Below are 25,796 nucleotides of genomic sequence, written 5' to 3'. Positions count from 1 at the left end.
ACTACGCCGGTATACTAGCCCGCTTTCTCAAGGACTCGGGAACCCATGTCCGCGCCCACTTTCCAAGACGTGATCCAGACCCTGAACCGCTACTGGGCGGACCAGGGCTGCGTGCTGATCCAGCCGCTCGATACCGAGGTCGGCGCCGGTACGTTCCACCCGTCCACCTTCCTCCGCGCGCTCGGGCCCGAGCCCTGGGCGGCCGCCTACGTGCAGCCCTGCCGTCGCCCGACGGATGGCCGCTACGGCGACAACCCCAACCGCCTGCAGCACTACTACCAGTACCAGGTGGTGCTGAAGCCGAACCCGGATGACATCCTCGAGCGCTACATCGGTTCGCTGAAGGCGCTGGGCATCGACCCGCTGGTGCACGACCTGCGCTTCGTCGAGGACAACTGGGAATCCCCCACCCTGGGCGCATGGGGCCTGGGCTGGGAGGTCTGGCTCAACGGCATGGAAGTGACCCAGTTCACCTATTTCCAGCAGGCCGGTGGCCTGGAATGCCGCCCGGTCACGGGCGAGATCACCTACGGTCTCGAACGCCTGGTGATGTACCTGCAGAACGTGGACAGCATCTACGACATCGTCTGGACGCATGCTCCGCACGGCGTGGTCACCTATGGCGACGTCTTCCACCAGAACGAAGTCGAGCAGAGCACCTACAACTTCGAACACGCGAACGTGCCGGAACTGTTCCACTGGTTCGACGTATGCGAGGGCGAAGCGGGCAAGCTCATCGCTGCCGGCCTGCCGCTGCCGGCGTATGAGCAGGTCTGCAAGGCCAGCCATGCATTCAACCTGCTCGATGCCCGTCGCGCCATCAGCGTCACCGAGCGTCAGCGCTACATCCTGCGCGTGCGCACCCTCGCCCGAAGCGTGGCAGAAGCCTACGTGGCGCAGCGCGAAAAACTCGGTTTTCCCGGCCTGAAGAACAGCAAGGAGGCCGTCCATGGCCGATAAGCGCCTGCCGCTCGTCATCGAGCTCGGCACCGAAGAACTGCCGCCGAAGGCACTCGACGACCTCGCCGGCGCCTTTGCGCGCGGCGTCGTCGAAGGTCTGGAAAAGCGCGGTGTCGCCGCCGATTACGCCGCTGTGAAGGCCTATGCCTCGCCGCGTCGCCTGGCCGTGTATATCCCGGATGTCGCCGTTGCCCAGCCGGAGCAGAACGTCGAACGCCGCGGTCCCGCCGTGTCGGCCAGCATCGGTCCGGATGGCGAACCCGCCAAGGCACTGGTCGGTTTCGCGCAGTCGTGTGGCGTCGAGGTGTCCGCGCTCGAGAAGCTGGAGACCGACAAGGGCTCCTGGTTCGTGTTCCGTGCCGTGAAGCCGGGCCAGCCCACGGCGGCACTCTTGCCGGAAATCGTCACCGAGGCACTCAAGGGCCTGCCCATTCCCAAGGCCATGCGCTGGGGCAATCGTGACGACAGCTTTGTCCGCCCGGTGCACACCCTGCTCATGCTCCATGGCTCCGAGATCGTCGATGGCGAGGTCCTGGGCCTGAAGAGCGGCCGTCTCAGCCAGGGGCATCGCTTCCACCATCCGCAGCCCGTGCACGTGGCCGATGCCGAAAGCTGGCTCGATGCCCTGCGCCAGGCAAGGGTCATGGCCGATCCCGCCGAGCGCCGCCAGCGCGTACGCGACGAAGTGGCCCGCGTTGCCACGGGCGGCGTGCCGCGCCTGTCCGATGGCCTGCTCAACGAAATCGCCAACCTCACCGAATGGCCGGTGGGCATCGCCTGCACCTTCGAGCGCGACTTCCTCGACGTGCCGCCGGAAGCCCTGGTCACCACCATGGAGACCAACCAGAAGTTCGTGCCGGTGTTCACCGCCGAGGGCGAACTTACAGAACACTTCATCGGCGTGGCCAATATCGAAAGCCGCGATCCGGCCGAGATCCGCAAGGGCTACGAGCGCGTGATCCGTCCGCGCTTCGCCGATGCCAAGTTCTTCTGGGACGAAGACCTGAAGGCTCCGCTGGCCAACTACCAGGAAGGCCTGAAGAACGTCACCTACCAGCAGTCGCTCGGCAGCCTGTGGGACAAGACGGTGCGCGTGGCCGAGCTGGCGCGCGTCATCGCCAATCGCGTGGACGTCGATGCCGGCAAGGCTACCCATGCCGCCGCCCTGTCCAAGTGCGACCTGCTGACCCGCATGGTGGGCGAGTTCCCGGAGCTGCAGGGCGTGATGGGCCGTTACTACGCCACGCGCCAGGGCATCGATGCCGATGTGGCCGAAGCGCTGGACAGCTTCTACCAGCCGCGCTTCGGCGGCGACGCCATCGCTGCCGGCAAGGTCGGCCAGGTGCTGGCCGTGGCGGAGCGCCTGGATACCCTCGCGGGTATCTTCGCCGTGGGCATGAAGCCCAGCGGCAACAAGGATCCCTTCGCCCTGCGCCGTGCGGCGCTTGGCCTGGCCCGTACCCTCATCGAGGGCGGCCTGGACATCGACCTGCGTGCCACCCTCACCGAGGCGCTGGAAATGGTGCCGGAAGCGGCCTTCGTGGCCGGTGTGAAGCCTGGCAAGGACGGCAAGCCGCCAGTGGTGGACATCGGTGCTCGTCGCCGCGAGCTCGGCGACGAGGTGCACGGCTTCGTGCTGGAGCGCCTGCGCGGTTACTACACCGATCAGGGCTTCTCGGTCGACCAGTTCGAATCGGTGCTGGCCGTATCACCGGCCACCCTGCCGGACTTCGATCGCCGCCTGCGTGCCGTGGGCGAGTTTGCTCGTCGCAGCGAGGCTGCCAGCCTGGCCGCCGCCAACAAGCGCGTGGCCAACATCCTGCGCAAACAGGCGGAGGAAGCGGGTGCCGCGCCCATTCCGGCCACGGTTGACCCGGCTCATTTCGAGCTTGACGCCGAGCGCGAGCTGCATGCGGCGCTCGGCACGGCACGGGCGGAGACCCAGGGCCTTCTGGCTCGCAAGGACTACACCGGCACGCTGGCACGCCTCTCGGCGCTACAGGCTCCGGTGGATCGTTTCTTCGACGACGTGCTGGTGAACGCCGAAAATCCGGCCGTACGCTTCAATCGCCTGGCACTGCTCGGGCAGCTCAAGGCAACTTTCGGCGCCATCGCCGATATCTCCCGGCTCTGACCTGATCCGGTAGATCCGAAAAGCCCCGCCGCTGGCGGGGCTTTTCGTCGCGCCCACTCAGGCCGCGACGTCGTGATCTTCGTGGATACGCGAGATCAGAGTGTGTCGGAATGCAACCATGCGATCGGCGTAATCGGGCTCGCCCGAGCGACCGATGATGGAGTACATCTCGGCCACCAGGTCGGCATGACGCACCGGTGAGAAACGGCTGCCCGTCATCTCGATATCCGACTGCAGCAGCTTCATGGCCGCCGCCAGGCGGGAGCCATCGACCGCGGTCGAGCCAAGACCATGCAGCTCGCGGCCTTCACGACCATCACGGACCGACTCCGACGTCTCCGTGCGGGTGGTCAGGTCGTCGGTGTTGCCGTCCAGCATCATCGGGCCTTCGCCAGCGGCCAGCCAGACCAGGGACAGGCCCAGGGTCTTGGCCATGGTCACGCAGCGACCGCGGGACGGATCGGTGTTGCCGTCACGCCAGCTGCGTACCACGCCTTCGGAAAAGCCACAGCGGCGGGCAATCTCGCTCACGCTGCCGGACATCTTGATGACCTGCCGCACCCGGCTGGCAAAGGAGGACGTGGGGGCTGCTGAGTCTCCACGTCGGATCTCCAGATTGCCACCGACGCCGTCGGCCAGGATGGATCCCCTCGAATTGTCGTTCATGCGCTTGGAACCTCAGTTGTCTACAGGCCGCCCCCGGCGATTCACCGCACAAACGCGCGAACCGCAACATCGGTGTACAGCGATTTGCCTTCGGAAGCCTTTCTTTTGAGAAATTTCCTAAAAGGACGCTGGGGTGAGCTGAAAGTTCAAGCAAAACAAGTCAAAGGAGCTGTTTTTAGCCAAAAGCCGCTAGGAATCTTTCGTAAGACTTCGTCACCGGCAGCGTGACGGCCGTCACGCCTGGCGAAGTAAATTACTGATTGTCATCATATTATGCGCAGGCACAGATTTATTACGTCGTAAGTAACTGCCGTCGCAGGAATATTCCTAGGATTTTTAGTGTTGTTACCTGGGCGTGAAGTTCGCTATATCTTGCTCCGGGCCACCGCTTCTTGCGGTGATCGCCCACAGGGGAAAGGGGAGACCCCGCTACCGCCGGAGTGATCCGACGCGGGCGTGCGGGCGTCAGGTATTCAACATAAAAGCACTTATCCACCCGGGATCGTCACCGACCCGGCGGGTAAACCGTTGCCAAATTTCCGGGGCGTGGCAACGCGCCCCTTAGGGGAGCTTTGATGATCGTCAGCAAGAATCGTCACTGGACCTACCGACACAGCGCACTGGCTGTCGCGCTGGGCATGACGCTGGCCGGGGGGGCCGCACATGCACAGTCCAATGCCACCGGTACCCTCTTCGGTCAGGCCGCCGCCGGCTCGACCATCGTGATCGAGAGCCCGGACACCGGTCTCAAGCGTGAAGTGAAAGCTGGCGCCGATGGGCGTTATCGCGCCTCGTCGCTGCCCGTGGGGCGTTACAAGGTAAGCCTTATCCAGAATGGCACCGCCGTCGAAACGAGGGACAACATTCAGCTGACTCTCGGCGCGGGTACCGAGGTGTCCCTGGGAGGCGCCGCCGCGGCGTCCAATGCAAGCAATCTCGAAGGAGTGTCCGTCAATGCCTCGGCCCTGCCGACCATCGACGTGAGCTCCACGGACTCGCGTACCGTCTTCACCGCGGCACAGATGCAGCGCATTCCCGTGCCCCGCGACGTGACGGCGGTGGCCCTGCTGACCCCTGGCGCGGTGGCCGGCGATTCGCGTTACGGCGGCGTGCCGAGCTTCGGTGGCTCGGCGGTCTCGGACAACGCCTACTACATCAATGGTTACGCGGTAACCAATCCGCTGACCCAGATCGGCTTCTCCTCGCTTCCCTTCGATGCCATCGACCAGGAGCAGGTGCTCACCGGCGGCTACGGTGCCGAGTTCGGCCGTTCCACCGGTGGCGTGATCAACATCGTTACCAAGCGCGGCACCAACGAGTGGAAGGCCGGTGCCGAGGTGCGTTGGGAACCCATCGGACTGAAGAGCGACCCGCGCAACATCTACTATCCGCGCACGGGTAACGACGAAGACGGCACCATCTACCAGCGTCGCGAAAGCAACAAGTCCTGGCGTACCACCTATGCTGCGTACGTCGGTGGCCCGCTGATCAAGGACAAGCTGTTCATCTACGCAACGGGCGAAGCCACTCGCCAGGAAGGCAGTGCGGCCGGCAACATCGAGCATGCGTCGCGCAACAACTACGATCGTTACCGTTACGACACGCCACGCTGGCTGGCAAAGGCCGACTGGAACATCACGGACAACCACATCGTCGAACTGACGGGCCTGTCCGACAAGACCAAGCGCTACTTCGACGATTACAGCTACGATTACCCCAGTGCCACGCATGGCACGGACCGTACCGATACCGGCCAGCAGAAGGACGGCGGTGAGGTGTACATCGGCAAGTACACCGGTTACATCACCGACAACTTCACTGTCACGGCGCTCTATGGGCGCAGCAACTCCGTACACACCGTGACACCGGGCGGCGCAAGCGCCGATTACCCGTACGTGGCCCGCTCCAACAACACCTCGACACCGGCGGCGCTGGTTTACAACCCGCAGTACAGCAACTACGTACCGAGCGTGCCTGGTGCGAAGGACAAGACGCGTGGCTGGCGCCTCGACCTCGAATATCGCCTGGGCGACCACAGCCTGCGCGGTGGTATTGATCGACAGGATCTCGAGTCGACCTCGGGCAGCAATGGCTACGCCGGCGGCGTGTATTACCTCTACAGCCGCTCGTCCCGCCCGACCAATCCGATCAGCACGTTCTACGGCCAGGCGGCTCCCGCGACCGGTGGTGGCTACGGCCCTCAGGGCTACTATGTGCGCAAGCGTGTCTTCAACACCTTTGCCTCGGTGGAGGTGAAGCAGTCGGCGCAGTACATCGAAGATGCGTGGCAGATATCCGACCGCTGGCTGCTGTCGCTCGGCCTGCGCAACGAACAGTTCACCAACTACAACGGCGAAGGCCAGCAGTATGTGAGCCAGCGCCATCAGCTTGCACCGCGCCTTGGCGTGTCGTGGGACGTCTATGGTGATTCCACGCTGAAGATCTATGCCAACGCGGGTCGTTATCATCAGCCGCTGCCCAACAACGTCGCCATCCGTGGTGCATCGGCATCGCTCTACACGAACCAGTATTTCACCTATACGGGCATCGATCCGGCCAGCGGTGCACCACTGGGCCTGAAAGCGTTGGGCAAGCCTTACTCGACCAACAACGAACTGGGCCAGCCGAAGGATCCCAAGGGCGTGGCGTCGTCCACGCTGAAGCCGCAGTACCAGGACGAGTACATCCTGGGCATGCAGCAGCAGATCAATCCGGCGTTCAACTGGGGAGTGAAGTTCACCTACCGCAACCTGCGCAACATCATCGACGACTTCTGCGATGACCGTCCCATCGAAGACTGGGCCAAGCGCAACGGCAAGCAGTACGACTTCCTGTTCACCTGCGCCCTGTTCAACCCGGGACGTGGCGGCACGTGGAGCTGGGACGTCGATGGTGACGGCAAGCTGGAGCAGGTGCATCTCACGGCCCGGGACCTTGGCTTCCCGAAACCGAAGCGTCGCTACCTCGCCATGGACACGTTCCTCGAGCACCCGTTCGACGGCACCTGGTATGGCCGTGTCGACTACACGCTGTCGCATAGCTTCGGCAACACCGAAGGACCCGTGCTTTCGGATATCGGCCAGTCCGATGTCTCGGCGACCCAGTCGTGGGACTACCCCGAAATCATGGAGCATGCCAACGGCAACCTGCCCAACGATCGCCGCCATTACCTGAAAGCTTACGGCTACTACCAGCTCACGCCGGAGTGGACCTTCGGTGCCACGGGTATCGCGGCTAGCGGTCGTCCGAAGAACTGCATCGGCCTGAACCCGGATCCGAATTCCTATGTGGCGGGTTATGGCTCGGCGTTCTTCTACTGCGACTTCTCGGGCACCAACGTCACGGGTGCCAATTCGGTGGCTACGCCGCGCGGTTCGCAGGGTACGCTGCCCTGGTCGTTCCGCCTGGATCTCAACGTGGGCTATCGCCCGGCCTATTTCGACAACAAGTTCCTCTTCCAGATCGACGTGTTCAACGTGTTCAACAGCCGGCAGATCCAGAACATCAACGAAATCCACGAGCAGTCCACGTACAACACCAAGCTCAACAACGCCTACGGACGTCCGATCAGCTTCCAGGATCCGCGCTCGGTTCGCCTGACGGCACGCTACGACTTCTGACCTTTCGCATTAGAAGAAGAAATCCGTGCGACGACCGTGGACGGTCGTCGCACACTCCCCAGATTGCCGCCGGATTCCGGCGGCTATTTTTTTCGAACTGCATGAATTTTCGAAATTTTTCCGATCGCAAACCCAGTGCGCTGCCGGGCATTCCTCCTTGCAGAACCGAGGCTTAGCTGCACTGCAATAGCGGTAATCGGTGTAAATAATTTGTTGACAGCGGATTCCCCATGCGCCTATGTTCGGCTTCGGCGAAGGTGTCCGGAGGATTTCACGAAATGTGAAATCGGTTCCGGTAACCCTCGTTGATGGGCTTGTCGGGAGCAGGTCTCATGGGGGCGACGTCACTCTGGGAGGAGTGTGCGCCGACGCAGGTAACCCCGGGAACGTGTACGACAAGGCCTTTTTTTCCGGCCTTTGGTCGGTTTTTGCTCGTTTTTTACGGTCCGTTGGGCCGATCTGGGGAGATTTGCACAATGAGTTCTCGCATCAACAGGCAGGCTTCTGTCCTGCGTCATTCCGCGTTGGCGTTCGCCCTCGCGGTGGGTCTCGGCGGCACGGGTGCCGCCCTTGCCCAGTCCACCACGGGTTCGATCTTCGGCACGGTGCCCAGCGCAGCAGGCGGAACGGTCCAGATCACGGGTAGCACGGGCGTCTCCCGCGAGGTTCCGGTGGATGCGCAGGGTCGCTATCGCGCCGGTAACCTGCCTCTGGGAACCTACACGGTCAACCTCATGAAGGATGGCCAGGTTGTCGACTCCCGCAAGAACATCAGCCTCACCGTCAATGCCGGTTCGGAAGTGTCTTTTGCACCGACGGCCACGGCCTCCAGCGCGCAGTCGCTGGATTCGGTCACGGTGACGGCCAACAGCCTGCCTCCGGTAGACGTCTCGTCGGTCGATTCGCGTACGGTGGTTACTGCTGAAACCCTGTCGAGGCTGCCGCTTGGCCGCAATGCCGAGTCGATTGCATTGCTGGCGCCGGGCGTGGTGACGGGTTCCGGCGCGTTCGGCCGCGTGGTTTCCTTCGGCGGTGCGGGCGTGACGGAAAACGCCTACTACATCAACGGTTACAACACCTCCGATCCGCTCAAGAATCTCGGTGGTGTCAGCCTGCCTTACGGCGCGATCGACCAGCAGGAAATCTACACCGGCGGTTACAGCGCCATGTACGGTCGTTCTGACGGCGGCGTTATCAGCCAGGTGGGCAAGCGCGGTACGAACGACTGGCATTTCGGCGCACAGGTCCTGTGGGAGCCGAAATTCCTGCGCCAGGATCCGAAGGGTATCTATTACCCCAGCGCTTCCCTGCCGCCTGGCTACGAGTACCAGCATCCTGAGGTCGAAGGAACGCTCTATCGCAATCGTCGCGACAACCGGTCGTGGACCACGACGGTCAGCGGCTACGCTGGCGGCCCGCTGATCAAGGACAAGCTGTACATGTTCGTGGCGGCCGAAGCCGAAAAGACCGAAGGTCTCTCCACGAATAGCGCGCAGTCCGCGATCCAGGCGAACAACCACTACACCTATAAGTTGCCGAAGTACTACGGCAAGCTCGACTGGAACATCAACGACAGCAATATCGTTGAGTTGACGGGTATCAAGTCTACCGACGAAGAGCAGGGCACGTATTACAACTACAATTATGCCACCGGTAACCAGGGCGGCTATTACGGTGCGGTGGCCAACCACACCAAGCTCGCCTCCACCTACTGGATCGGCAAGTACACCAGCTACATCACCGACGACCTGACGTTCAGCGCGACGTACGGCAAGAGCACCACGACGGATTACTTCAATAATCCCAGTGGTAACGGTGCTCCTTACCTGGGTACCTCGTACAACCAGGATCCGAACCTCAACGGCGGCCAGACGATCACCAACTTCAACCCGACGTATGTCTCGAAGGATCCGCGGGCCAAGAGCAAGACGCACGGCCTCCGCGCCGACCTTGAATGGCAGGTCGGCGATCATCGCCTGACCGGCGGCGTCGACAACATGACCTACAACGCTTACGACGAAGGTCAGTCGATGAGCGGCCCGGGCTATGCCTGGTACTACGGTCTGTCGCAGAACCCCGCTGCGCCTATTTCGCGACGCCTTGGCGTTGGCGCTCCGGGTGGTGATGGCTACTACGTGAGCAAGTACATCCTGGTCACAACCACCAGCATGTCGGTCAAGCAGAAGGCCTACTACCTCGAAGACAAGTGGCAGATCAACGATAAGGTGTTGTTGACTGCAGGTATCCGTAACGACCGTTTCACCAACTTCAACAACCATGGCCGCTCCTATGTGAACAGCGGTAACCAGTGGGCACCGCGATTCGGTGCGGCGTGGGATGTGTTTGGGGATTCGTCGCTCAAGGTGTACGGCAACCTCGGGCGCTACTACCTTGCCCTGCCGAACAGCGTGGCCATCCGTGGTGCGTCGTCGTCGACGTTCACCAACGAGTACTTCACCTATGGGGGCATCAATCCCGACGGTTCGCCCAGGGATCTCAAGGCGCTTGGCCCCGGTCCGGTTTCGGCCAATGGTGAGTACGGCCAGGCCAACGATCCTGTTTCCCTTACGGCGCGTAACCTCAAGTCGCAGTACCAGGACGAGGCCATCATCGGTTTCGACAAGACCCTGGGCGACAAGTGGGTAACGGGTGCGAAGTTCACGGTACGCAAGCTCCAGGCGGCGATCGACGATGTCTGTTCTCCTGACAAGGTGCAGGAGAAGATGGAGTCGCTGGGCCTCGATCCGAGTAGTGTGACCATTCCTAACTGCCTGATCTTCAATCCTGGCAAGAGCAACCGCTTCAGTTTCGCCAACGTGAATGGCAGCGGCCGTACCGACGTCAACATGACCAAGGATGACTGGGGCTTTGCACAGGGCGCCAAGCGCAAGTACTACGCGCTTGACATGTACCTGGAGCATCCGTTCGATGGTAAGTGGCAGGCTCGCGTGGACTACACGTTCTCGCGCAGCTACGGCAACACGGAAGGCCAGGTGAAGTCCGATATCGGCCAGGACGACGTGTCGAAGACCCAGGACTGGGATACGGCGACGCTGATGGAAAACGCCAATGGCCTGCTTGCCAACAACCGCAAGCACCAGCTGAAGGCTTATGGCTCGTATGCCATTACGCCTGAGTGGATGGTTTCAGGCACGGTGCGCATTCTGTCCGGCGGACCAAAGTCATGCCTCGGCTATTACGGTGGTCCGGGTAGCGACCTTGATCCGGATCCGGCGGGTTACTACTCGTCGTACCACTATTGCAACGGCAAGCCGTTCCATCCGGGCGACAAGAGCCTGCCGTGGACGAAGAACCTCGATCTGGCCGTCACCTATCGTCCGGAATTCGCGGATCACAAGCTGGCATTCGCGATCAACGTGTTCAACGTCACGAACGAGCGCAAGCCGATTCAGACCGATCCGACGTACGAAGCCGATGGCAGCCCGGGTACCGTGCAGAACACCTACAACATCGGTACGTACTACCAGACCCCGCGTTATGTTCGCTTGAGCGCCACGTACGATTTCTGATCGTAGGGTCAGCAGCGCCCTGCGTTGCTGATGGTCTCCTGGAAACGCCGCTTTTCGAAGCGGCGTTTTTTTTGGGGTGGTAAGCAACGGTTTAGACGGCTATTCATCTATGTATTTGATTTTTATTGATAAATAAATGGTTTCAAGTGAAATCGGCAAACCTGACCGCCAGCTTGCCAACCCTGTCGCGTTTTGCGTTTCGCAGGGTTTTTCACACTTGACTTTTCCCTTGCCAATTTTGCCGGTATCCTCCGGGATTCCCCCTCGGAAGGACAGGCACACCGTGCGCGTGCGTATCCTTTCGTGACTCCGCAGTCCATCTTGTTTCCGTTACAGAGGTTCCGACCCATGCGCAGGCTCATCTTGTCGCTCGCATCCGTGGCCACGCTGGCCCTTGCCGGTTGCGGCGGTTCTTCCGGCAACGGCCAGCAGGCCGCCGGTGGTAGCTCCCCCGAGGCTTCCGGCCCGGCCAACAACGTCACCGGTACCGTGACCCTGCGCGATACGGGCAAGTCCCTCTCCGCCGATGCCAAGCTCGACATCAAGCTGATCGACGTGTCCGCCGAAGGTTCGCAGCCGCTCGCTGCGAAGACCATCGCACCGGTCACCATTCCGCAGCAGTTCCAGCTCGACTTCACCCCGTCCGACGTGAACCCGAACGACATGTACATTGTCGAGGTGTCGCTGCAGGATGGTGAGCGCCATTACTCCGCTCCGCTGAAGACCCCGGTCCTCACCAAGGGTGCGAAAAACGTCGTCAACGTGCAGCTCGTGGGTGAAGCCACCCCGGGCGAGAAGGAGCTTGCCGGCTTCAACAGCGTCAAGAAGAACATCGGCGGCATGAAGGTGACCCAGGGCACCGCGCTGAAGGAAGGCGAGTCGCGCGGCTGGCAGATCTTCAAGAAGGGCAACGATGTCCAGTTCGTCATCGAGCTGGTCGACTACGGCGACAAGGGTTTCACTTCGACCAACTACGCCTACAAGAATGGCAAGCCGTGGGTCATCGTGCAGGAGAAGAAGCCGAGCAAGGACGGCAAGCCCACCTCCACCGAGCGTGCGGGCTGGAACGATGCCGGCGAGCTCGTGCTGAAGGACAACGAGTCCAACGGCAAGACCGACGTGCTCTCCGACGACGCGGCGAACGATCTGCGCAAGCAGGCTGAAGCGATGCTTGCGAAGGCCGGTGGCAAGAAGTAATCCGCTTCTGCCATATCGTCAAAAAACGCCGGCCTTGTGCCGGCGTTTTTCATGGTGCGTTCGCCAGGGGCGAAGCGGATAGGCAATACTAGGCGCGACATGTTTTCATCGTGCCCTTTCACACGTACGGGATTCACCAGTTCGCGCCATGCCCAGACCGGCCAGATCCGACATTGACGCCGAGATCATTGATTGCGCGTCCGCCTTGTTTGCGCGTCACGGCTTCGACAATACGTCGCTCCAGCAGATCGCTGACGCAGTGGGTTACTCAAAAGCAGGATTGCTGCACCATTTTCCCAGCAAGCGGGCTATTTACGACGCCGCGCTTACAAGTGGACACGCGCACATGAAGTCCATGCTCGGCCGTGTGAAGCATATTGCCGTTGGCATCATGCGCGACAAGGCCGTCGTAGAGGCCACGATCGACTACACGTATGAATGGCCCGGCGTATCTGCCTTTGCGCAAGCGCTGACGAGCACCGATCCGAAGGATGCGGCTCCCGAACTCGAGGCCATGGGCATGACCTTCTACGAGGCGCTGGGACTCGATCCGGCGACCTGCGGCATGGAACGACTGGTACGCGTGACGAGTGCGTTCTCGGGCCTGGGCATCACGGCCCTCATTGCCGCAAAGGTCGATCTCCAGCGCGAATGGCGCGACCTCATCAGTGAGACCGCCATGGATGCGCTTGGTCATCCGCGAAGGGATCGTTGAGTCCGCTCTACCATCGAGACGGTATGGCCGGTTTTGTGTAGGTGGTTCCTGAGGCTTTTTGGGGTAAGAACCTACACCCTTTGCTGGCAATCACCTACGCCGTAGCGAGCAGCATGCCGCTAGCCTTTTTTCTGATCCATCACCCACGGCTCAGAGGAGGCACTCATGCGCAAGTTGTCTGCAGGTCTGGCAGGGATATTCGTGACGGGAATGCTCATGGCAGGTAGTGCTCAGGCGCTCCCAAAATTTGTCACCACCTATGTGTTTTACAGCGGCACGCAGGCCATCGGTCAGTCGATCCTGTACTGCAATGGTGTACGACAGCACTGGGGGGAGGCCGTCAGTACCAATCTCGACAACGCGGTATCGGTGACCTACTCCTGCGTTACCGGCGATGCCATGCGGGTGGGTTACCCTACGGGCATCGATCCCTGGGTAAAGCAGAACTTCTGCAGCACCAGCGCCGCCTGCGAAGTCGGGCCATGGCCGATTCCTGGCGCGGGAACCCTGCTGAACGGGTCCTACTCGGATATTCCCTGAGTTCCGTCATCGGTTGAATCGAAAACGCCGGCGTTGTGGCCGGCGTTTTTATGCGATGTGCGTATCTCGACACATCCGGATTGCCTCGCGTTACCTGGGCAATGAAAGGTACGAAATGGAACCGACGCTTTCATAGACGGACGCAAAAAGCACGGCGACGGCGATGAAGACCGAAAGCCTCGCCACGGCATGCGCCCCGGCCGTCAGGCCTTCCTTTCGGGAGGCCAGTCCGTACCGATGTGGCCATAGCGACATCCGCACACCGACGTAGATGGCGAAAGCGACGAGCACGTACGCCTCGCCCTTGAAGGTGAAGGTCAGCGAATGGGGTATGAAGGTGTCGATGTCGGGAGCGAAGCGTGGAACGAGAGCGGTCCACGACGAGGTCTGCTGGAACGTTTCCGGTAGCAGCGACGACGCGGCTGTCACCAGCAGGTCGATGACGCTATCGATTGCGCTCGACAGCCACGGGGCGCCATAGACATGGACCTGACCCATCATCCTCAGCCGATCCGCACGTGGCAGCAGTACATCCACGCCGGGCATCGCTGCGCTTTGCAAATCGGGCAGGCAGAGGCTGGCGACCATGCCCAGTGCAAAGACGCCATAGAAGACGAGATTGAAAACGAAGAAGGCCTTGCTGTGTTCGCGGATGGTGGTCAGCGCGCCGTGGAGCCATGTCGGCATGGGGGTTCCTTGGATAGGCGGCGCCCTTGGGGAAGTCGGGAGCCCTGGGGTCGCCCGCCCGCGACCGGGGCCTAGGGTATCCAGCCAGGCGGAGAGTTTTCAACCATTTTGGTAGGTCACCTTTTGTAGGAGCGCGCCTTGCGCGCGACCGGTTGTCGCGAAAACGATCAACGCATTCGCACCTCCGGTCGCGCGCAAGGCGCGCTCCTACAGAAAAAAAAGAACGCCGGCGCGAGGCCGGCGTTCCCTGGGGTGCTATCAGCGATGCGCTGGCGTCAGAACGCCATCTTCACGCCGAGGTTCAGGCTGTTGTAGCGCTGGGTGTCGTCGCCGAAACGACCGCTGTAGCTCGCCCAGCCGCTCCAGCGCGGGTTGAAGTCGGCCGAGAGGCCCAGGTCGGCCGTGGTCCAGGTCTTGTCCGGGCTGAAGCCCTGGACGCTGAAGCGACCGGCCATGTCGGTGAGGCCGGCGGTGACGAAGCGCTTGTCGGCGCGGCCATCGTGGTTGTAGGCGACTTCGGCGAACGGGTGCAGCGTGGTGCTGCCCGTCTGCCACGAACCCTGCACGCGCCAGCCGGCCGTTTCGATGCGGGCGTTGCGGGTCTGCTTGCCGAACTGCATCGAGGTGCTGGTGCCACCGTATTCGGTGTAGCCGAACACGCGCAGCTGCTCGAACTCGACGGTGACGAACGGACCGGTCTTCAGCGTTTCGTTGCCGAACCACCAGCCACCGGTGAGGCCGGCACCGACGTGCGAGCCGTCGGTCTTGCCGGTCTCGGTGCGGCGGGCCGCGCCGAGGTCGATGCGACGATCGATGTTGGTGAAGCTGAGCTGGCCGAAGCTGGTGTACGCGCCCACATAGCCGCCACCGTTATGGTAGAAGGCGTACAGCGAGCCCGCGATGTCCTGCATCTTGTAGCCGCCACCGCCCTGGAAATCGGCGTTGGTCTGGGCGATGCCGAGGGCCGCACCGATGTTGTAGTTCTCGCCAACCTTGGCGTCCGTACCCACCGTGAGGTTGACGTTGTCGCTGTCGGTCTTCGGCGAGTTGTCGGTGCTCTTGAACTTCTGCTGGCCGTATTCCACCGAAGCGAACACGCGCGAATCTGCACCGAAGTTGTCGGCCATCATCTGGTTGCGCAGCGCGCGAGTGTGCGCGGCGCTGGTGGCCAGGCCGGCTTCGCCGAGCACCGAGATCTTCTTGGGCGCCTCGATGATGGACACGGCGTACTGGCCGAGCAGGGCGTGGGCTGCCGTGGTCGGATGGATGCCGTCGGCGAACAGGTAGGTGCTGGCGGCATTGGGGTCGCGCAGGGTGTTCGGCGAGCAGCTGATCGAGCTGGTGGTGGTGCAGGCCGGCGTGGTCACGTTGGTGAAGCCATAGGCCTTCGGATTGGCGATGACTTCGTTGAGCAGCGTGTAGGTGTCGATCGGCACGATGCCGCGCTGGGCCTGGGCCAGGCCACCCGAGAGGATGCCGTTGTAGACCTGGGCGAGCTGGGTGAGGCCGGCGGACGCGGCGGCGCCCTGCGACATGGCGGCCGGGGTCTTGCCGACGTCCGGCAGGTTGAAGACGACGATGGTCTTCGCGCCGGCGGCCTGCAGGGCCTGGATCTGGGCCACTTCGTTCGAGGCGGCGGTGGCGACGGTCACCTGCGCGGTGGCCGGATTGGACACGGCAGCGAGCAGGTCGTTGGCGCCGATCCACATGGTGTACAGCGCGTTCGGGTTGGCCTTGCCGCCGGTGGACGCGAGGTACTGCTGGATCTGCGTGGCGGTGGACGGCACCGGGTTGGCGAGCGCGGCGCGTGCGCCACCGAAGGCGTAGTCCGTGCCGCCCTGGAGCGACGGGGTCAGCTGCAGGTTGAAGTACTTCGCGATGTTCTCGACCGCGACGGTGCCCGGGTTCGTGGTGAAGCGGGTGACCACCGGCGAGCCGGAGATGATCGACAGGTTGCCGTTGTCGCTGAGGCTGTCGCCGAACGAGACGACCTGCTTGTATCCGTCGGCGTGCGCCCCGGCACTGAACAGAAGGGCGGCGCCGATGGCACCGGCAAGATGGCGAATTCGCATGTGAAGCACTCCGTGTGGGGGGCGTTAGAGAAACGTTACGGTAATGGAACCCATACGCGGGCGCATGCTGCGCTGCGATATGAGCTGGAAATGGCGGCAGAACGGGCCCTGACGGCACCATGAGGCCGTTTGACATCGTCCTCCCCGGCGCAAGGCCGGGGAGGGAGAGGCTTGAGTTATTTCGAGGTGTTGCCGGAAACGCTTATTTCTTGAGGGCGCGCGAGAAGGCGTCGGCAAAAGCGCTGTTGGCCGGCGGGGCGCTGGCCTTGGCCGGTGCCGGGCCGCGGCCGCCACCACCCGGACCGCCACGGCGGCCTCCGGCAGGGGCTTCGTCGCGCTGGGCCGGGCGACCGCTGCGGGCTTCGCCCGGCACGTCGTCCAGGCGCATGCTGAGGGCGATGCGCTTGCGGGGCAGGTCCACTTCCATGACCTTTACCTTCACGATGTCGCCGGCCTTCACCGCATCACGCGGGTCCTTGACGAAGGTGTGCGACAGCGCGGACACGTGGACGAGGCCGTCCTGGTGCACGCCGATATCGACGAACGCGCCGAAGGCGGCCACGTTGGTGACGCGGCCTTCCAGCACCATGCCGACACGCAGGTCCTTCAGGTCTTCCACGCCCTCGGCAAAGCTCGGTGCCACGAATTCAGGACGCGGATCGCGGCCGGGCTTTTCCAGTTCCTTGAGGATGTCGCGCACGGTCGGTACACCGAAGGTGGTGTCGGTGAAGTCCTCGGCCTTCAGGCCGCGCAGGAACGACGTATCGCCGATGATCTGCTTCACCTCGCGACCGCACTGCTTCAGGATGCGCTCGATGACCGGATAGGCCTCCGGGTGTACCGAGCTGGCATCCAGCGGATTGCTGCCGCCGGTGATGCGCAGGAAGCCGGCGCACTGCTCGAAGGCCTTGTCGCCCAGACGCGGCACCTTGAGCAGGTCTTTCCGGCTCGGGAAGGGGCCGTTGGCGTCGCGATGCTTCACGACGTTCTCGGCCACGCTGGCCGACAGCCCGGCCACGCGGGCCAGCAGCGGGGCGGAGGCCGTGTTGACGTCCACGCCCACGGCGTTCACGCAGTCTTCCACGCGCGCATCGAGCGCACGGGCGAGCTTTACCTGGTTCACGTCGTGCTGGTACTGGCCCACGCCGATGGCCTTGGGTTCGATCTTCACCAGCTCGGCCAGCGGATCCTGCAGGCGGCGGGCGATGGACACGGCACCACGGATGGAGACGTCGAGTTCCGGGAACTCACGGGCGGCGAGTTCGGACGCCGAGTACACCGATGCGCCGGCCTCGCTCACCACGATCTTGGACAGGCCGAGGTCGGCATGCTTGCGCATCACTTCGGCGGCCAGCTTGTCGGTTTCGCGCGAGGCGGTGCCGTTGCCGATGGCGAGCAGGTTCACGCCGTGCTGCTTGCACAGCTGGGCGATGCGGGCGATGGACTGGTCCCACTGGTTACGCGGTTCGTGCGGATAGATGGTGTCGTAGGCCAGCAGCTTGCCGGTGGCATCCACGATGGCCAGCTTGCAGCCCGTGCGGATGCCCGGGTCGAGGCCCATCACCGTCTTCGCACCGGCGGGCGCGGCGAGCATGAGGTCCTTCAGGTTGTCGCCGAACACGCGGATCGCCTCGTCCTCGGCGTTCTCGCGCACGCGCCCGAACAGGTCGAGGGTAAGGTGCAGGTGCAGCTTCACCCGCCAGGTAAGGCGCACGGTCTCGCGCAGCCAGGCGTCGGCCGGGCGACCGCGATCGATGATGCCCGCGCGAGCCGCGACGCGGCCTTCGCCTTCGGCGTGGCCCTGGTCGGCATCAAGGGCAGGGTTGAGGTCGATCTCGAGCACGCCTTCGTTGCGCGCGCGCATGAGCGCGAGCAGGCGATGGGACGGGATCTTCGAGACCGGTTCGACGTGGTCGAAGTAATCGCGGAACTTGGCGCCTTCGTTTTCCTTGCCGGCCACGACAGCTGCACGGATCTGGCCCTTGTCCCACAGCCAGTCGCGCAGCTCGCCGACGAGGGCGGCATCTTCGGCGATGCTCTCCATGAGGATGGCGCGGGCGCCATCGAGCGCCGCCTTGACGTCGGCCACGCCCTTCTCTGCGTCAATGTAGCTGGCCGCGACGGTGTCGGGCTGCTGCGAAGGGTCCTCGCGCAGGCTCAGGGCCAGCGGCTCAAGGCCCGCTTCACGCGCGATCTGCGCCTTGGTGCGGCGCTTGGGCTTATAGGGCAGGTAGAGATCTTCCAGGCGCGCCTTGGTGTCGGCGGCGAGGATGTCGGCCTTGAGGGCGTCGGTCATCTTGCCCTGTTCGACGATGCTGTCGAGGATCGCGGCGCGGCGGTCTTCGAGTTCGCGCAGGTAGCGCAGGCGTTCCTCGAGCAGGCGCAGCTGCGTGTCGTCGAGGCCGCCGGTCACTTCCTTGCGGTAGCGGGCGATGAACGGCACGGTAGCGCCGCCGTCGAGCAGTTCCACCGCCGCGCGCACCTGTTCGGGCTTGGCGGCGATGTCCTGGGCAATACGTTGTTCGATGCTCTGCATGTCTTTCCTGTGCGTTGCTCGGCCGGCCGTTGGTCGGGTCGGGTTGCCGATGATAGCAAGCGCGGGGAAGACCCCGGCTCCTGAAGGAGCCGGGCGGGGTGTCAGGCGTCGAAGCTGCCGCTGTCGCCGTTACGCGGCGAAGGAGCTGCCGCAGGTGCCGCAACGGGCTGCGCACCGACGCGGCCGACCAGCACGTAGGTGCCGGCGAGCAGGTCATGCACGCCCTGCCTGCGCTGGGTGAAGGCGGTGACGATGTAGAACGCGAAGGGCACGATCGAGCTCAGCACGTTGACCAGGCGGATCGCGTTGCGGCCGGCGGCCCGGCCGAGCGAAAGGCGTGCCCCGGAGGTGTCGGTAACGCGGATGCCCAGCGCCATCTTGCCCGGCGTGGCCTGCCACTTCGAGCTTTCGAAGAAGGTGTAATAGATGAAACCGACGGCCACGAGCACGAAGCTCACCGGGCGCACGGCCTCGGCATAGGCGGCGAGGGCGGCGGCCTGGTCGTTTTCGAAATTGGCCAGGAGCTGGGTCATCATCGCGCCCAGTCCCATCATCATGCTGACCACGGTGAAAGGCAGCATGAGGATCAGGTAATCGATGACCCATGCGCCTACGCGGGTCCAGAAACTGGCGTACTCCGGCACCACCTCGTCGCTGACGGCGGCAAAGAAGGGCGGCGGCTCCTGCGGCGGGGGCGTTGTCGCTGCCGCGGGCTCCGGGCGGACATCGGGGAACAGCTCCCCCAGCGGACGCCAGTCGGTCATGCCCTCGTACCAGCCCAGTTCGTCCGGGCGGCAGGTGCCGTCGCGCAGCCACTGGCGGATGTCGTCCTCCGAGTAGGGGCCGAAGCGCTCGCCGTTGCGTCCGATCCAGACTTGCATGGTTGTCCTTCCGTTAGCTTGCTGACAGCCGTGGATGATGCCAGAAGGCTCATGCAGGAGCGCGCCTCGCGCGCGACCGGATGCACCGATGCCCCCGGTCGCGCGCAAGGCGCGCTCCTACAGGTGTTGTCAGGCGGCGCGGCGCTTCAGGTGCACCAGCAGCAGCGAAATCGCGGCCGGCGTCACGCCACTGATGCGCGAAGCCTGGCCGATGGTCGCCGGACGGGCATGCTTCAGCTTCAGCAGCACCTCGGCGGAGAGCCCCCGCACCCGGTCGTAGTCGAAGCTCTCGGGGATATTCGTGGACTCATGCCGACGCTGGCGCTCGATCTCGTCGCGCTGGCGCTCCAGGTAACCGGAATACTTCGCCTGCACTTCCACCTGCAGGGCGACTTCGGCATCGTCCACGGGCGGCCCCAGTTCGGGCACGGCGGTGAGCTGTGCGTAATCCAGCTCGGGGCGACGCAGCAGGTCGAGGGCATGGGTCTCGCGGCTCACGGCGATGCCCAGCGAACGCTCCACGGCCGCACCCAGCGTGTTTGTCGGCGCTGCCCAGATGCCACGCAGCCGAGCCGTTTCCCGTTCCGTCGCCTCGCGCTTGGTCTCGAGCCGGCGGAAGCGATCTTCCGACACCACGCCACGGGCGTGACCCTCGGCGGTAAGTCGCAGGTCGGCATTGTCCTCGCGCAGGTGCAGGCGATATTCCGCGCGCGAAGTGAACATGCGATAGGGCTCAATCGTGCCGTTGGTGGTGAGATCGTCGATGAGCACGCCGATATAGGCTTCGTCGCGACGCGGATACCACGGCGCTTCGCCACGCACGGCCAGCGCGGCGTTCATGCCCGCGATGAGGCCCTGGGCGCCGGCTTCTTCATAGCCCGTGGTGCCGTTGATCTGTCCGGCGAAGTACAGGCCCGGGATGTTCTTCGTTTCCAGCCACGGATGCAGCCCGCGCGGATCGAAGTAGTCGTATTCGATGGCGTAGCCGGGGCGCGTGATATGCGCATTCTCGAAGCCCGGGATCGAGCGCACCAGGGCGTACTGCACATCGAACGGCAGCGAGGTGGAGATGCCGTTGGGATAGATCTCGAATGTATCGAGGCCTTCGGGCTCCACGAAGATCTGGTGCGAGGTCTTCTCGGCGAAGCGCACCACCTTGTCCTCGATGGACGGGCAGTAGCGCGGACCCACGCCTTCGATCTGGCCGCTGTAGAGCGGCGAGCGATCCAGCGAGCCCCGGATCAGCTCATGGGTGATCTCGCTCGTGTGCGTGATCCAGCAGCTGACCTGGCGCGGATGATCGGCTGCCGAACCCATGAAAGAGAAGTGCGGCATCGGATCGTCGCCGGGCTGCTCTTCCAGTTTCGAGAAATCGATGCTGCGGCTGTCGATGCGCGGCGGCGTGCCGGTCTTGAGACGATCGGCCGCCACGGGCAGTTCGCGCAGGCGCGCGGCGAGCGTGGAGGCAGGCGGGTCGCCCGCGCGGCCGCCCGCGTACTGCGCCGGACCGATATGGATCTTGCCCGCGAGGAAGGTGCCCGCCGTGAGCACCACGGCCCGCGCATGAAAGTCGAGGCCCATCTGCGTGCGCACGCCCGTGACGCGCTCGCCGGAGAGGATCAGGTCGTCCACGGCCTGCTGGAACAGCCACAGGTTGGGCTGGGTTTCCACCATGGAGCGGATCGCCGCCTTGTACAGGGCGCGGTCGGCCTGGCAGCGGGTGGCACGCACGGCCGGGCCCTTGGATGCATTGAGGGTGCGCCATTGGATGCCGGCGCGATCGGCGGCGCGGCCCATGGCGCCGCCCAGGGCATCGATTTCGTTGACCAGGTGGCCCTTGCCGATCCCACCGATGGCGGGGTTGCAGCTCATCTGGCCGATGGTTTCGATGTTGTGGCTCAGCAGCAGGGTGCGGGCGCCGGCACGGGCGGAGGCGAGTGCCGCCTCGGTACCGGCGTGACCGCCACCGACCACGATCACGTCGTAGGTTTCTTGATGCAGCATGGAAAGGATTCGGGCGTGGGCCGGGAGGCTAGTTTACGCGGGCCGCGGATCGGGCGCAGACCACGCTTGTGAAGGCGCTTGCCGGATACTGGCATGACTCATGCTTGAGAAATGACGCACTTCGCACGGGCAGACGCTGCGCGATATCCGCGCGCCGAGGCCGAACGACAGGGGTTTGGTCGCGTGCCGGGCGAAGGAAGCGGAATGAGGGCAGGGACGCCTCATTCGGTTCGAAGAATGAGATCTGGCGCCCGGCGGTCTCAGGAACAGGGGGAATCCAGGATGACCGTGCTGCCGGGCGCCAGAAACCGAGTGACTGGCACGAGGAACCGCGCCCCAGGGCGCGGTTCTTTCGTTGGCGTTAACACTACACTGAACGAATGAACCGTGTGTGACTTTTCCGTCAACAAGGTGCTCGATTTCGGCAACTCCTGACGCTGAGCGTCACTTCCATGACCGCCTTCACTTTCGTGTTGTGAAGTCCGTCACGGAATGTCCGAGCGCCATCCATGGCGTCATCATGCGGATTCGGTAAGCCCTCAGCCCAGGGCCACGCGGCCCAGGATGTCGGTGAGGTCCCGCGACATGTCCTTGCGTGCCGACAGCTCGGCGAGCACGGCATGCGCCGCCTCCCGGCGTACGGGCTCCAGCCGCTTCCAGCCGTTGAACGCCGTGGCAACCCGGGCGGCTACCTGGGGATTCAATGCATCCAGGGCCAGCAGCCGATCCGCCAGCCAGCGATACGCCGCGCCATCGGCACGGTGAAAGCCGGTGGGATTGGCTCGGGCGAAGGTGCCGATCAGCGACTGCACGCGATTGGGGTTCTTGAGGGTAAAGGCCGGATCGGCTTCCAGGGCCTGCACGCGGGCAAACGCGTCATCGCCTGGCAGCTGTGCCTGCATGGCAAACCATTTGTCCAGGGCGAGGGCATTGCCTTCGTAGCGCTGGCGGAAGTGCGCGATGGAGGCTTCCGCCGCTTTCCCGTCCAGGGTTGCCAGGGTGACCAGCGCATTGAGGCGGTCGGTCATGCCCGGTGCCTGTTCGTACTGGGTCAGCGCGAGCTGGCGCGTGTCTTGCGGGGCGATGAGGGCCAGCAGGTCGAGCACGCGCCGCTTGAGCTGGCGGCGGGCCTGGCTCGATGCATCGAGTGCACCCGTGGTCCGGGCGGCAAGTGCGTCGTATCGCTTACGCAACGTGGCCGCGCCGATGCGCTGCGCCAGGGCGGCGAGCATGCGCTGGCGGCTGACGCGAATGTGCTGCGGATCGCGTTCCAGCTGGCGTTCCACCAGTTCGATCTCGCCCGGAGGGGTGAGCAGTTCGGCCAGCAAGGCGTCGTCGATCGATGCGTCGGCGAACAGGTCGGCCAGCGCCTGTGTCCACGCGGAAATGGCCGCGCCCTTGTCGCGTCCGTCACGGCAGTCGTCGAAGGCCAGCCCGGCCAGTTGCTGTCCGGCTTCCCAGCGATTGAAGCCGTCGCGGTCGTGGCGCAGCAGCACCGCCAGCTCGTCAGGTGCGTAGTCGTATTCCAGGATCACCGGCGCGGAGAATCCGCGCAGCAGCGACGGTACGGGCACCGCGTCGATATCTTCGAAGATGAAAATCTTTTCCGCGCCGTCCAATACCACCGTGCGCTCGGCGCCATCGGCCGATGCCTCGCCTTCAAGACGCAGCGGCAGCGCCCGCCCGTTGCCGTCGAACAGCGAAAGCCGGACGGGGATGGGCACCGGGTGCTTGTCGGTCTGACCGGTGCCGGCCGGCGTACGCTGGCGCAACACCAGGCGATAGCGCCGGTTCCCCGCGTCGTGTCGCCCCTCGGCACTGAGCCGCGGCGTGCCCGCCTGTGCATACCAGTCGAGATACGGCATGAGGTCGATGCGGTTGGCATCGCCCAGCGCCCGCAGGAAATCCTCGATGGTCACGGCCTGCCCGTCGTGGCGGTCGAAGTACAGATCCATGCCCTTGCGGAAGCCCGCAGGCCCGAGGCGCCCGGCAAGCATGCGCACGAGTTCCGAGCCCTTCTCGTACACCGTGGCGGTATAGAAATTATTGATCTCGCTGTACTGCGAAGGCCGCACCGGATGCGACAGGGGGCCGGCATCTTCCGGGAACTGCGCACGACGCAGCAGCGCGACATCCTCGATGCGCTTGAGCGGCGCCGAATTCATGTCGGCGGAAAAGCTCTGCTCGCGGAAGACGGTGAGGCCTTCCTTCAGGCTCAACTGGAACCAGTCGCGGCAGGTGACGCGGTTGCCGCTCCAGTTGTGGAAATACTCGTGGGCCACCACGGCCTCGACGTGTCGGTATTCGTCGTCCGTGCTGGAGTCCGGGTCGGCCAGCAGGTACTTCGCATTGAAGATGTTGAGGCCCTTGTTCTCCATGGCGCCCATGTTGAAATCATGGGTGGCGACCACGTGGAAGACGTCGAGATCGTAGTTGCGGCCATAAGCGCTCTCGTCCCACTGCATCGAGCGCACGAGCGAATCCATCGCATAGTCGCAGCGATCGATCGCATCGGCTTCGGCCCATATATGCAGCGCTACCTTGCGACCGTCGGCGGTGGTGTAGTCGTGGCTGATGCGTTCCAGCCGGCCGGCCACCAGTGCAAACAGGTAGCTGGGTTTCGGGTGCGGATCGACGAAGCGCGCCCAGTGGCGACCGTCGGGCAGGTCGCCCTCGCCATCGGGATTGCCGCCGGCCAGCAGCACGGGAAAGCGCGACTTGTCGGCGTGCAGCGTCACCGTGTATTTCGACAGCACGTCGGGGCGGTCGGGGAAGAAAGTGATGTGGCGGAAGCCCTCGGCTTCGCACTGGGTCAGCAGAAAGCCCTTGTCACGGCTGCCCGAAAGATAGAGGCCTTCGAACGCCGTGTTCTCCGCAGGCCGCAGCGCAACGCGGGTGCGTAGCGTGCAGCGGGGTGCGTCGATGTCGATGTCGAGCACGCCTTCCGCCAGGCGGTATTCGCCCTCGACCAGCCAGCGACCGTCGACGGAAAGTTCCAGCAATTCCAGGCCCTCGCCGTTGAGGCGCAGCGGCTCGACAGCATGGCGTTCGAGGGTGAGTGTCGCCTCCACCTCGCTGCGGTCGATGCCGAGGTCGAAGGACAGCTCGACATGTTCCACCGACCATGCGGGAGGGCGGTAATCGGCAAGGCGGATCGGAGTGGTGGGGGCTTCGGAGCGGTCGCTCATGACGTAAGGGCAACACTTGGGGGATGTCAGGAGGCTAACATGCGGGCAGATCAGCCAAAAGGAAACACCTGATGTCCCGTTTCACCGTCACGCGCTCGACCCTGGGTGCCCAGGAACTGGTGGTACTGGCCGACACCCGCGAAGGCCGCGAGGTCCGTATCGCCCGCCGTGGTGCCACCGTGCTGTCCATCCGTTCCGGTGGCCGGAATATCGCCGATGGCTTTCGCGACGAAGCCGAGCTGGTGCCGCACAAGGGTTCCCGTTTCGCCATCATGACGCCGTTCGCCAACCGCGTGAACGACTCCCGTTATACGTTCGACGGAAAATCCTACGACCTGCAACCCGGTGTCGTGGGCAAGGATCGCGCAAGCCGCCATGGCTTCCTGCGTGGCGAGCTGTTCGATATCGGTGGCGAGCAGGCCGGTGAGGGAGCCGCCTCCGTCACTTTCACCACGCAGGCGATTCGCCCCGACGCGCATCCGGGGTATCCGTTTGCGCTCGATTTTCGTGTCACGTTCACGCTGGACGACAACGGCCTCACCCTCGAAACGGTGACACGTAACGTGGGCGACCATGCCGCACCGACGTTCTTCGGCTGGCATCCGTACTTCCGTTTGTCGGACAACCCCATCGAAGGCTGGGAACTGCACGTGCCGGCTGCCCAGGTCGTCGCCACCGACGCGGATTTCATTCCGTTGCCCGGCAAGGCAGCGTGGACGTCCCTCGATCAGGCAGACACGTCGCTCGATTTCCGCAAGCCACGCCTCATCGGCACGACCGAGCTGAATCACACCTACGCCTCGCTGCACGTGGATGCCGATGGCAAGGCGCGTACACGCCTGCGCGATCCTTCTACGGGTACGACCATCGCGTTATGGCAGAAGACGGGCGTCATGCTCGCTTTTACCTCCGACACCGCCGAACGCGATGCACGCAAGTCCGTCGCGCTGGAACCGATGGAATGCATGCCGGATGCGTTCAATCGCGAGGACTGCGCAACGGCCATCCACCTTGAACCCGGAGCGGAACGTCGCTTCGCCTGCGGCGTGGAATTCGTGGCCTGAGT

The 25,796-nt window shown here is 63.8% G+C and carries 15 protein-coding genes and 1 pseudogene; 9 read left to right on the top strand and 7 right to left on the bottom strand.

Annotated elements, in window-relative coordinates; genetic code table 11:
• Positions 1 to 45 precede the first annotated feature (45 nt).
• Complete coding sequence (glyQ, locus tag KR767_RS05745) at positions 46 to 960, top strand: glycine--tRNA ligase subunit alpha (protein WP_166950373.1); 915 nt, start codon at positions 46 to 48, stop codon at positions 958 to 960.
• Positions 950 to 3,094 (top strand): glycine--tRNA ligase subunit beta, encoded by a 2,145-nt coding sequence (gene glyS, locus KR767_RS05740; protein WP_250878426.1) that lies wholly within the window; start codon positions 950 to 952, stop codon positions 3,092 to 3,094. The genes glyQ and glyS overlap by 11 nt, the downstream gene beginning before the upstream one ends.
• Positions 3,095 to 3,151: 57 nt before the next feature.
• Here glyS and KR767_RS05735 read toward each other — a convergent pair whose 3' ends face one another.
• The gene (locus tag KR767_RS05735; protein WP_243853277.1) at positions 3,152 to 3,760 is read right to left on the bottom strand and encodes a helix-turn-helix domain-containing protein; all 609 of its coding nucleotides are present in this window, start codon (positions 3,758 to 3,760) and stop codon (positions 3,152 to 3,154) included.
• 575 nt (positions 3,761 to 4,335) lie between these two features.
• Between KR767_RS05735 and KR767_RS05730 the strand changes: the two genes are divergently transcribed.
• From KR767_RS05730 to KR767_RS05710, 6 genes and pseudogenes are all read left to right on the top strand, one after another.
• The gene (locus KR767_RS05730) at positions 4,336 to 7,380 is read left to right on the top strand and encodes a TonB-dependent receptor (RefSeq protein WP_250878425.1); all 3,045 of its coding nucleotides are present in this window, start codon (positions 4,336 to 4,338) and stop codon (positions 7,378 to 7,380) included.
• A gap of 476 nt (positions 7,381 to 7,856) precedes the next feature.
• A complete protein-coding gene (locus tag KR767_RS05725) occupies positions 7,857 to 10,910 on the top strand; it encodes a TonB-dependent receptor (protein ID WP_250878424.1) in 3,054 nt (1,017 codons plus the stop codon).
• A gap of 348 nt (positions 10,911 to 11,258) precedes the next feature.
• Positions 11,259 to 12,107: a DUF1481 domain-containing protein gene (locus KR767_RS05720; RefSeq protein WP_166950366.1), complete on the top strand. Its 849-nt coding sequence runs from the start codon at positions 11,259 to 11,261 to the stop codon at positions 12,105 to 12,107.
• A gap of 148 nt (positions 12,108 to 12,255) precedes the next feature.
• A pseudogene (locus tag KR767_RS21430) lies at positions 12,256 to 12,372 on the top strand (TetR family transcriptional regulator); the annotation flags it as partial.
• Between the two features lie 81 nt (positions 12,373 to 12,453).
• Positions 12,454 to 12,822: a hypothetical protein gene (locus tag KR767_RS05715; protein WP_250878423.1), complete on the top strand. Its 369-nt coding sequence runs from the start codon at positions 12,454 to 12,456 to the stop codon at positions 12,820 to 12,822.
• 165 nt (positions 12,823 to 12,987) lie between these two features.
• A complete protein-coding gene (locus KR767_RS05710) occupies positions 12,988 to 13,362 on the top strand; it encodes a hypothetical protein (RefSeq protein ID WP_250878422.1) in 375 nt (124 codons plus the stop codon).
• Positions 13,363 to 13,452: 90 nt separating this feature from the next.
• Here KR767_RS05710 and KR767_RS05705 read toward each other — a convergent pair whose 3' ends face one another.
• The 6 genes from KR767_RS05705 to pepN form a co-directional block, all read right to left on the bottom strand.
• Positions 13,453 to 14,049: a hypothetical protein gene (locus KR767_RS05705; protein ID WP_250878421.1), complete on the bottom strand. Its 597-nt coding sequence runs from the start codon at positions 14,047 to 14,049 to the stop codon at positions 13,453 to 13,455.
• Between the two features lie 275 nt (positions 14,050 to 14,324).
• Entirely contained in the window at positions 14,325 to 16,121 is a 1,797-nt protein-coding gene (locus tag KR767_RS05700) for an autotransporter domain-containing protein (protein ID WP_166950359.1), read from the bottom strand.
• 202 nt (positions 16,122 to 16,323) lie between these two features.
• Positions 16,324 to 18,657 carry a Tex family protein gene (locus KR767_RS05695; RefSeq protein WP_250878420.1) on the bottom strand — a complete coding sequence of 778 codons (2,334 nt, stop codon included), beginning with the start codon at positions 18,655 to 18,657 and terminating at the stop codon, positions 16,324 to 16,326.
• Between the two features lie 101 nt (positions 18,658 to 18,758).
• Positions 18,759 to 19,538 carry an RDD family protein gene (locus KR767_RS05690; RefSeq protein WP_250878419.1) on the bottom strand — a complete coding sequence of 260 codons (780 nt, stop codon included), beginning with the start codon at positions 19,536 to 19,538 and terminating at the stop codon, positions 18,759 to 18,761.
• Positions 19,539 to 19,667: 129 nt separating this feature from the next.
• On the bottom strand, positions 19,668 to 21,542 hold the full coding sequence (gene mnmG / locus KR767_RS05685; protein ID WP_250878418.1) for a tRNA uridine-5-carboxymethylaminomethyl(34) synthesis enzyme MnmG: 1,875 nt from the start codon (positions 21,540 to 21,542) through the stop codon (positions 19,668 to 19,670).
• Positions 21,543 to 22,081: 539 nt separating this feature from the next.
• Positions 22,082 to 24,730, bottom strand: coding sequence for an aminopeptidase N (gene pepN, locus KR767_RS05680; RefSeq protein WP_250878417.1), 2,649 nt, complete (start codon positions 24,728 to 24,730; stop codon positions 22,082 to 22,084).
• Positions 24,731 to 24,801: 71 nt separating this feature from the next.
• Here pepN and KR767_RS05675 point away from each other — a divergent pair, with 71 nt between their 5' ends.
• Positions 24,802 to 25,794, top strand: coding sequence for an aldose 1-epimerase (locus tag KR767_RS05675; protein ID WP_250878416.1), 993 nt, complete (start codon positions 24,802 to 24,804; stop codon positions 25,792 to 25,794).
• Positions 25,795 to 25,796: the final 2 nt, after the last annotated feature.

This window comes from Luteibacter anthropi, from assembly GCF_023699965.1.
In the GTDB taxonomy this organism is placed as follows: Bacteria; Pseudomonadota; Gammaproteobacteria; order Xanthomonadales; family Rhodanobacteraceae; genus Luteibacter; species Luteibacter anthropi.
Note: the sequence above shows the minus strand (reverse complement) of the source record. Positions and strands in the feature narration are given on the sequence as shown.

Coding starts and splice junctions, on each gene's coding strand:
- KR767_RS05725 (WP_250878424.1), top strand. CDS start 7,857: ATGAGTTCTCGCATCAACAGGCAGGCTTCTGTCCTGCGTCATTCCGCG.
- KR767_RS05705 (WP_250878421.1), bottom strand. CDS start 14,049: ATGCCGACATGGCTCCACGGCGCGCTGACCACCATCCGCGAACACAGC.
- KR767_RS05695 (WP_250878420.1), bottom strand. CDS start 18,657: ATGCAGAGCATCGAACAACGTATTGCCCAGGACATCGCCGCCAAGCCC.
- KR767_RS05675 (WP_250878416.1), top strand. CDS start 24,802: ATGTCCCGTTTCACCGTCACGCGCTCGACCCTGGGTGCCCAGGAACTG.
- glyS (WP_250878426.1), top strand. CDS start 950: ATGGCCGATAAGCGCCTGCCGCTCGTCATCGAGCTCGGCACCGAAGAA.
- KR767_RS05715 (WP_250878423.1), top strand. CDS start 12,454: ATGAAGTCCATGCTCGGCCGTGTGAAGCATATTGCCGTTGGCATCATG.
- KR767_RS05700 (WP_166950359.1), bottom strand. CDS start 16,121: ATGCGAATTCGCCATCTTGCCGGTGCCATCGGCGCCGCCCTTCTGTTC.
- glyQ (WP_166950373.1), top strand. CDS start 46: ATGTCCGCGCCCACTTTCCAAGACGTGATCCAGACCCTGAACCGCTAC.
- KR767_RS05720 (WP_166950366.1), top strand. CDS start 11,259: ATGCGCAGGCTCATCTTGTCGCTCGCATCCGTGGCCACGCTGGCCCTT.
- KR767_RS05730 (WP_250878425.1), top strand. CDS start 4,336: ATGATCGTCAGCAAGAATCGTCACTGGACCTACCGACACAGCGCACTG.
- KR767_RS05690 (WP_250878419.1), bottom strand. CDS start 19,538: ATGCAAGTCTGGATCGGACGCAACGGCGAGCGCTTCGGCCCCTACTCG.
- mnmG (WP_250878418.1), bottom strand. CDS start 21,542: ATGCTGCATCAAGAAACCTACGACGTGATCGTGGTCGGTGGCGGTCAC.
- KR767_RS05710 (WP_250878422.1), top strand. CDS start 12,988: ATGCGCAAGTTGTCTGCAGGTCTGGCAGGGATATTCGTGACGGGAATG.
- KR767_RS05735 (WP_243853277.1), bottom strand. CDS start 3,760: ATGAACGACAATTCGAGGGGATCCATCCTGGCCGACGGCGTCGGTGGC.
- pepN (WP_250878417.1), bottom strand. CDS start 24,730: ATGAGCGACCGCTCCGAAGCCCCCACCACTCCGATCCGCCTTGCCGAT.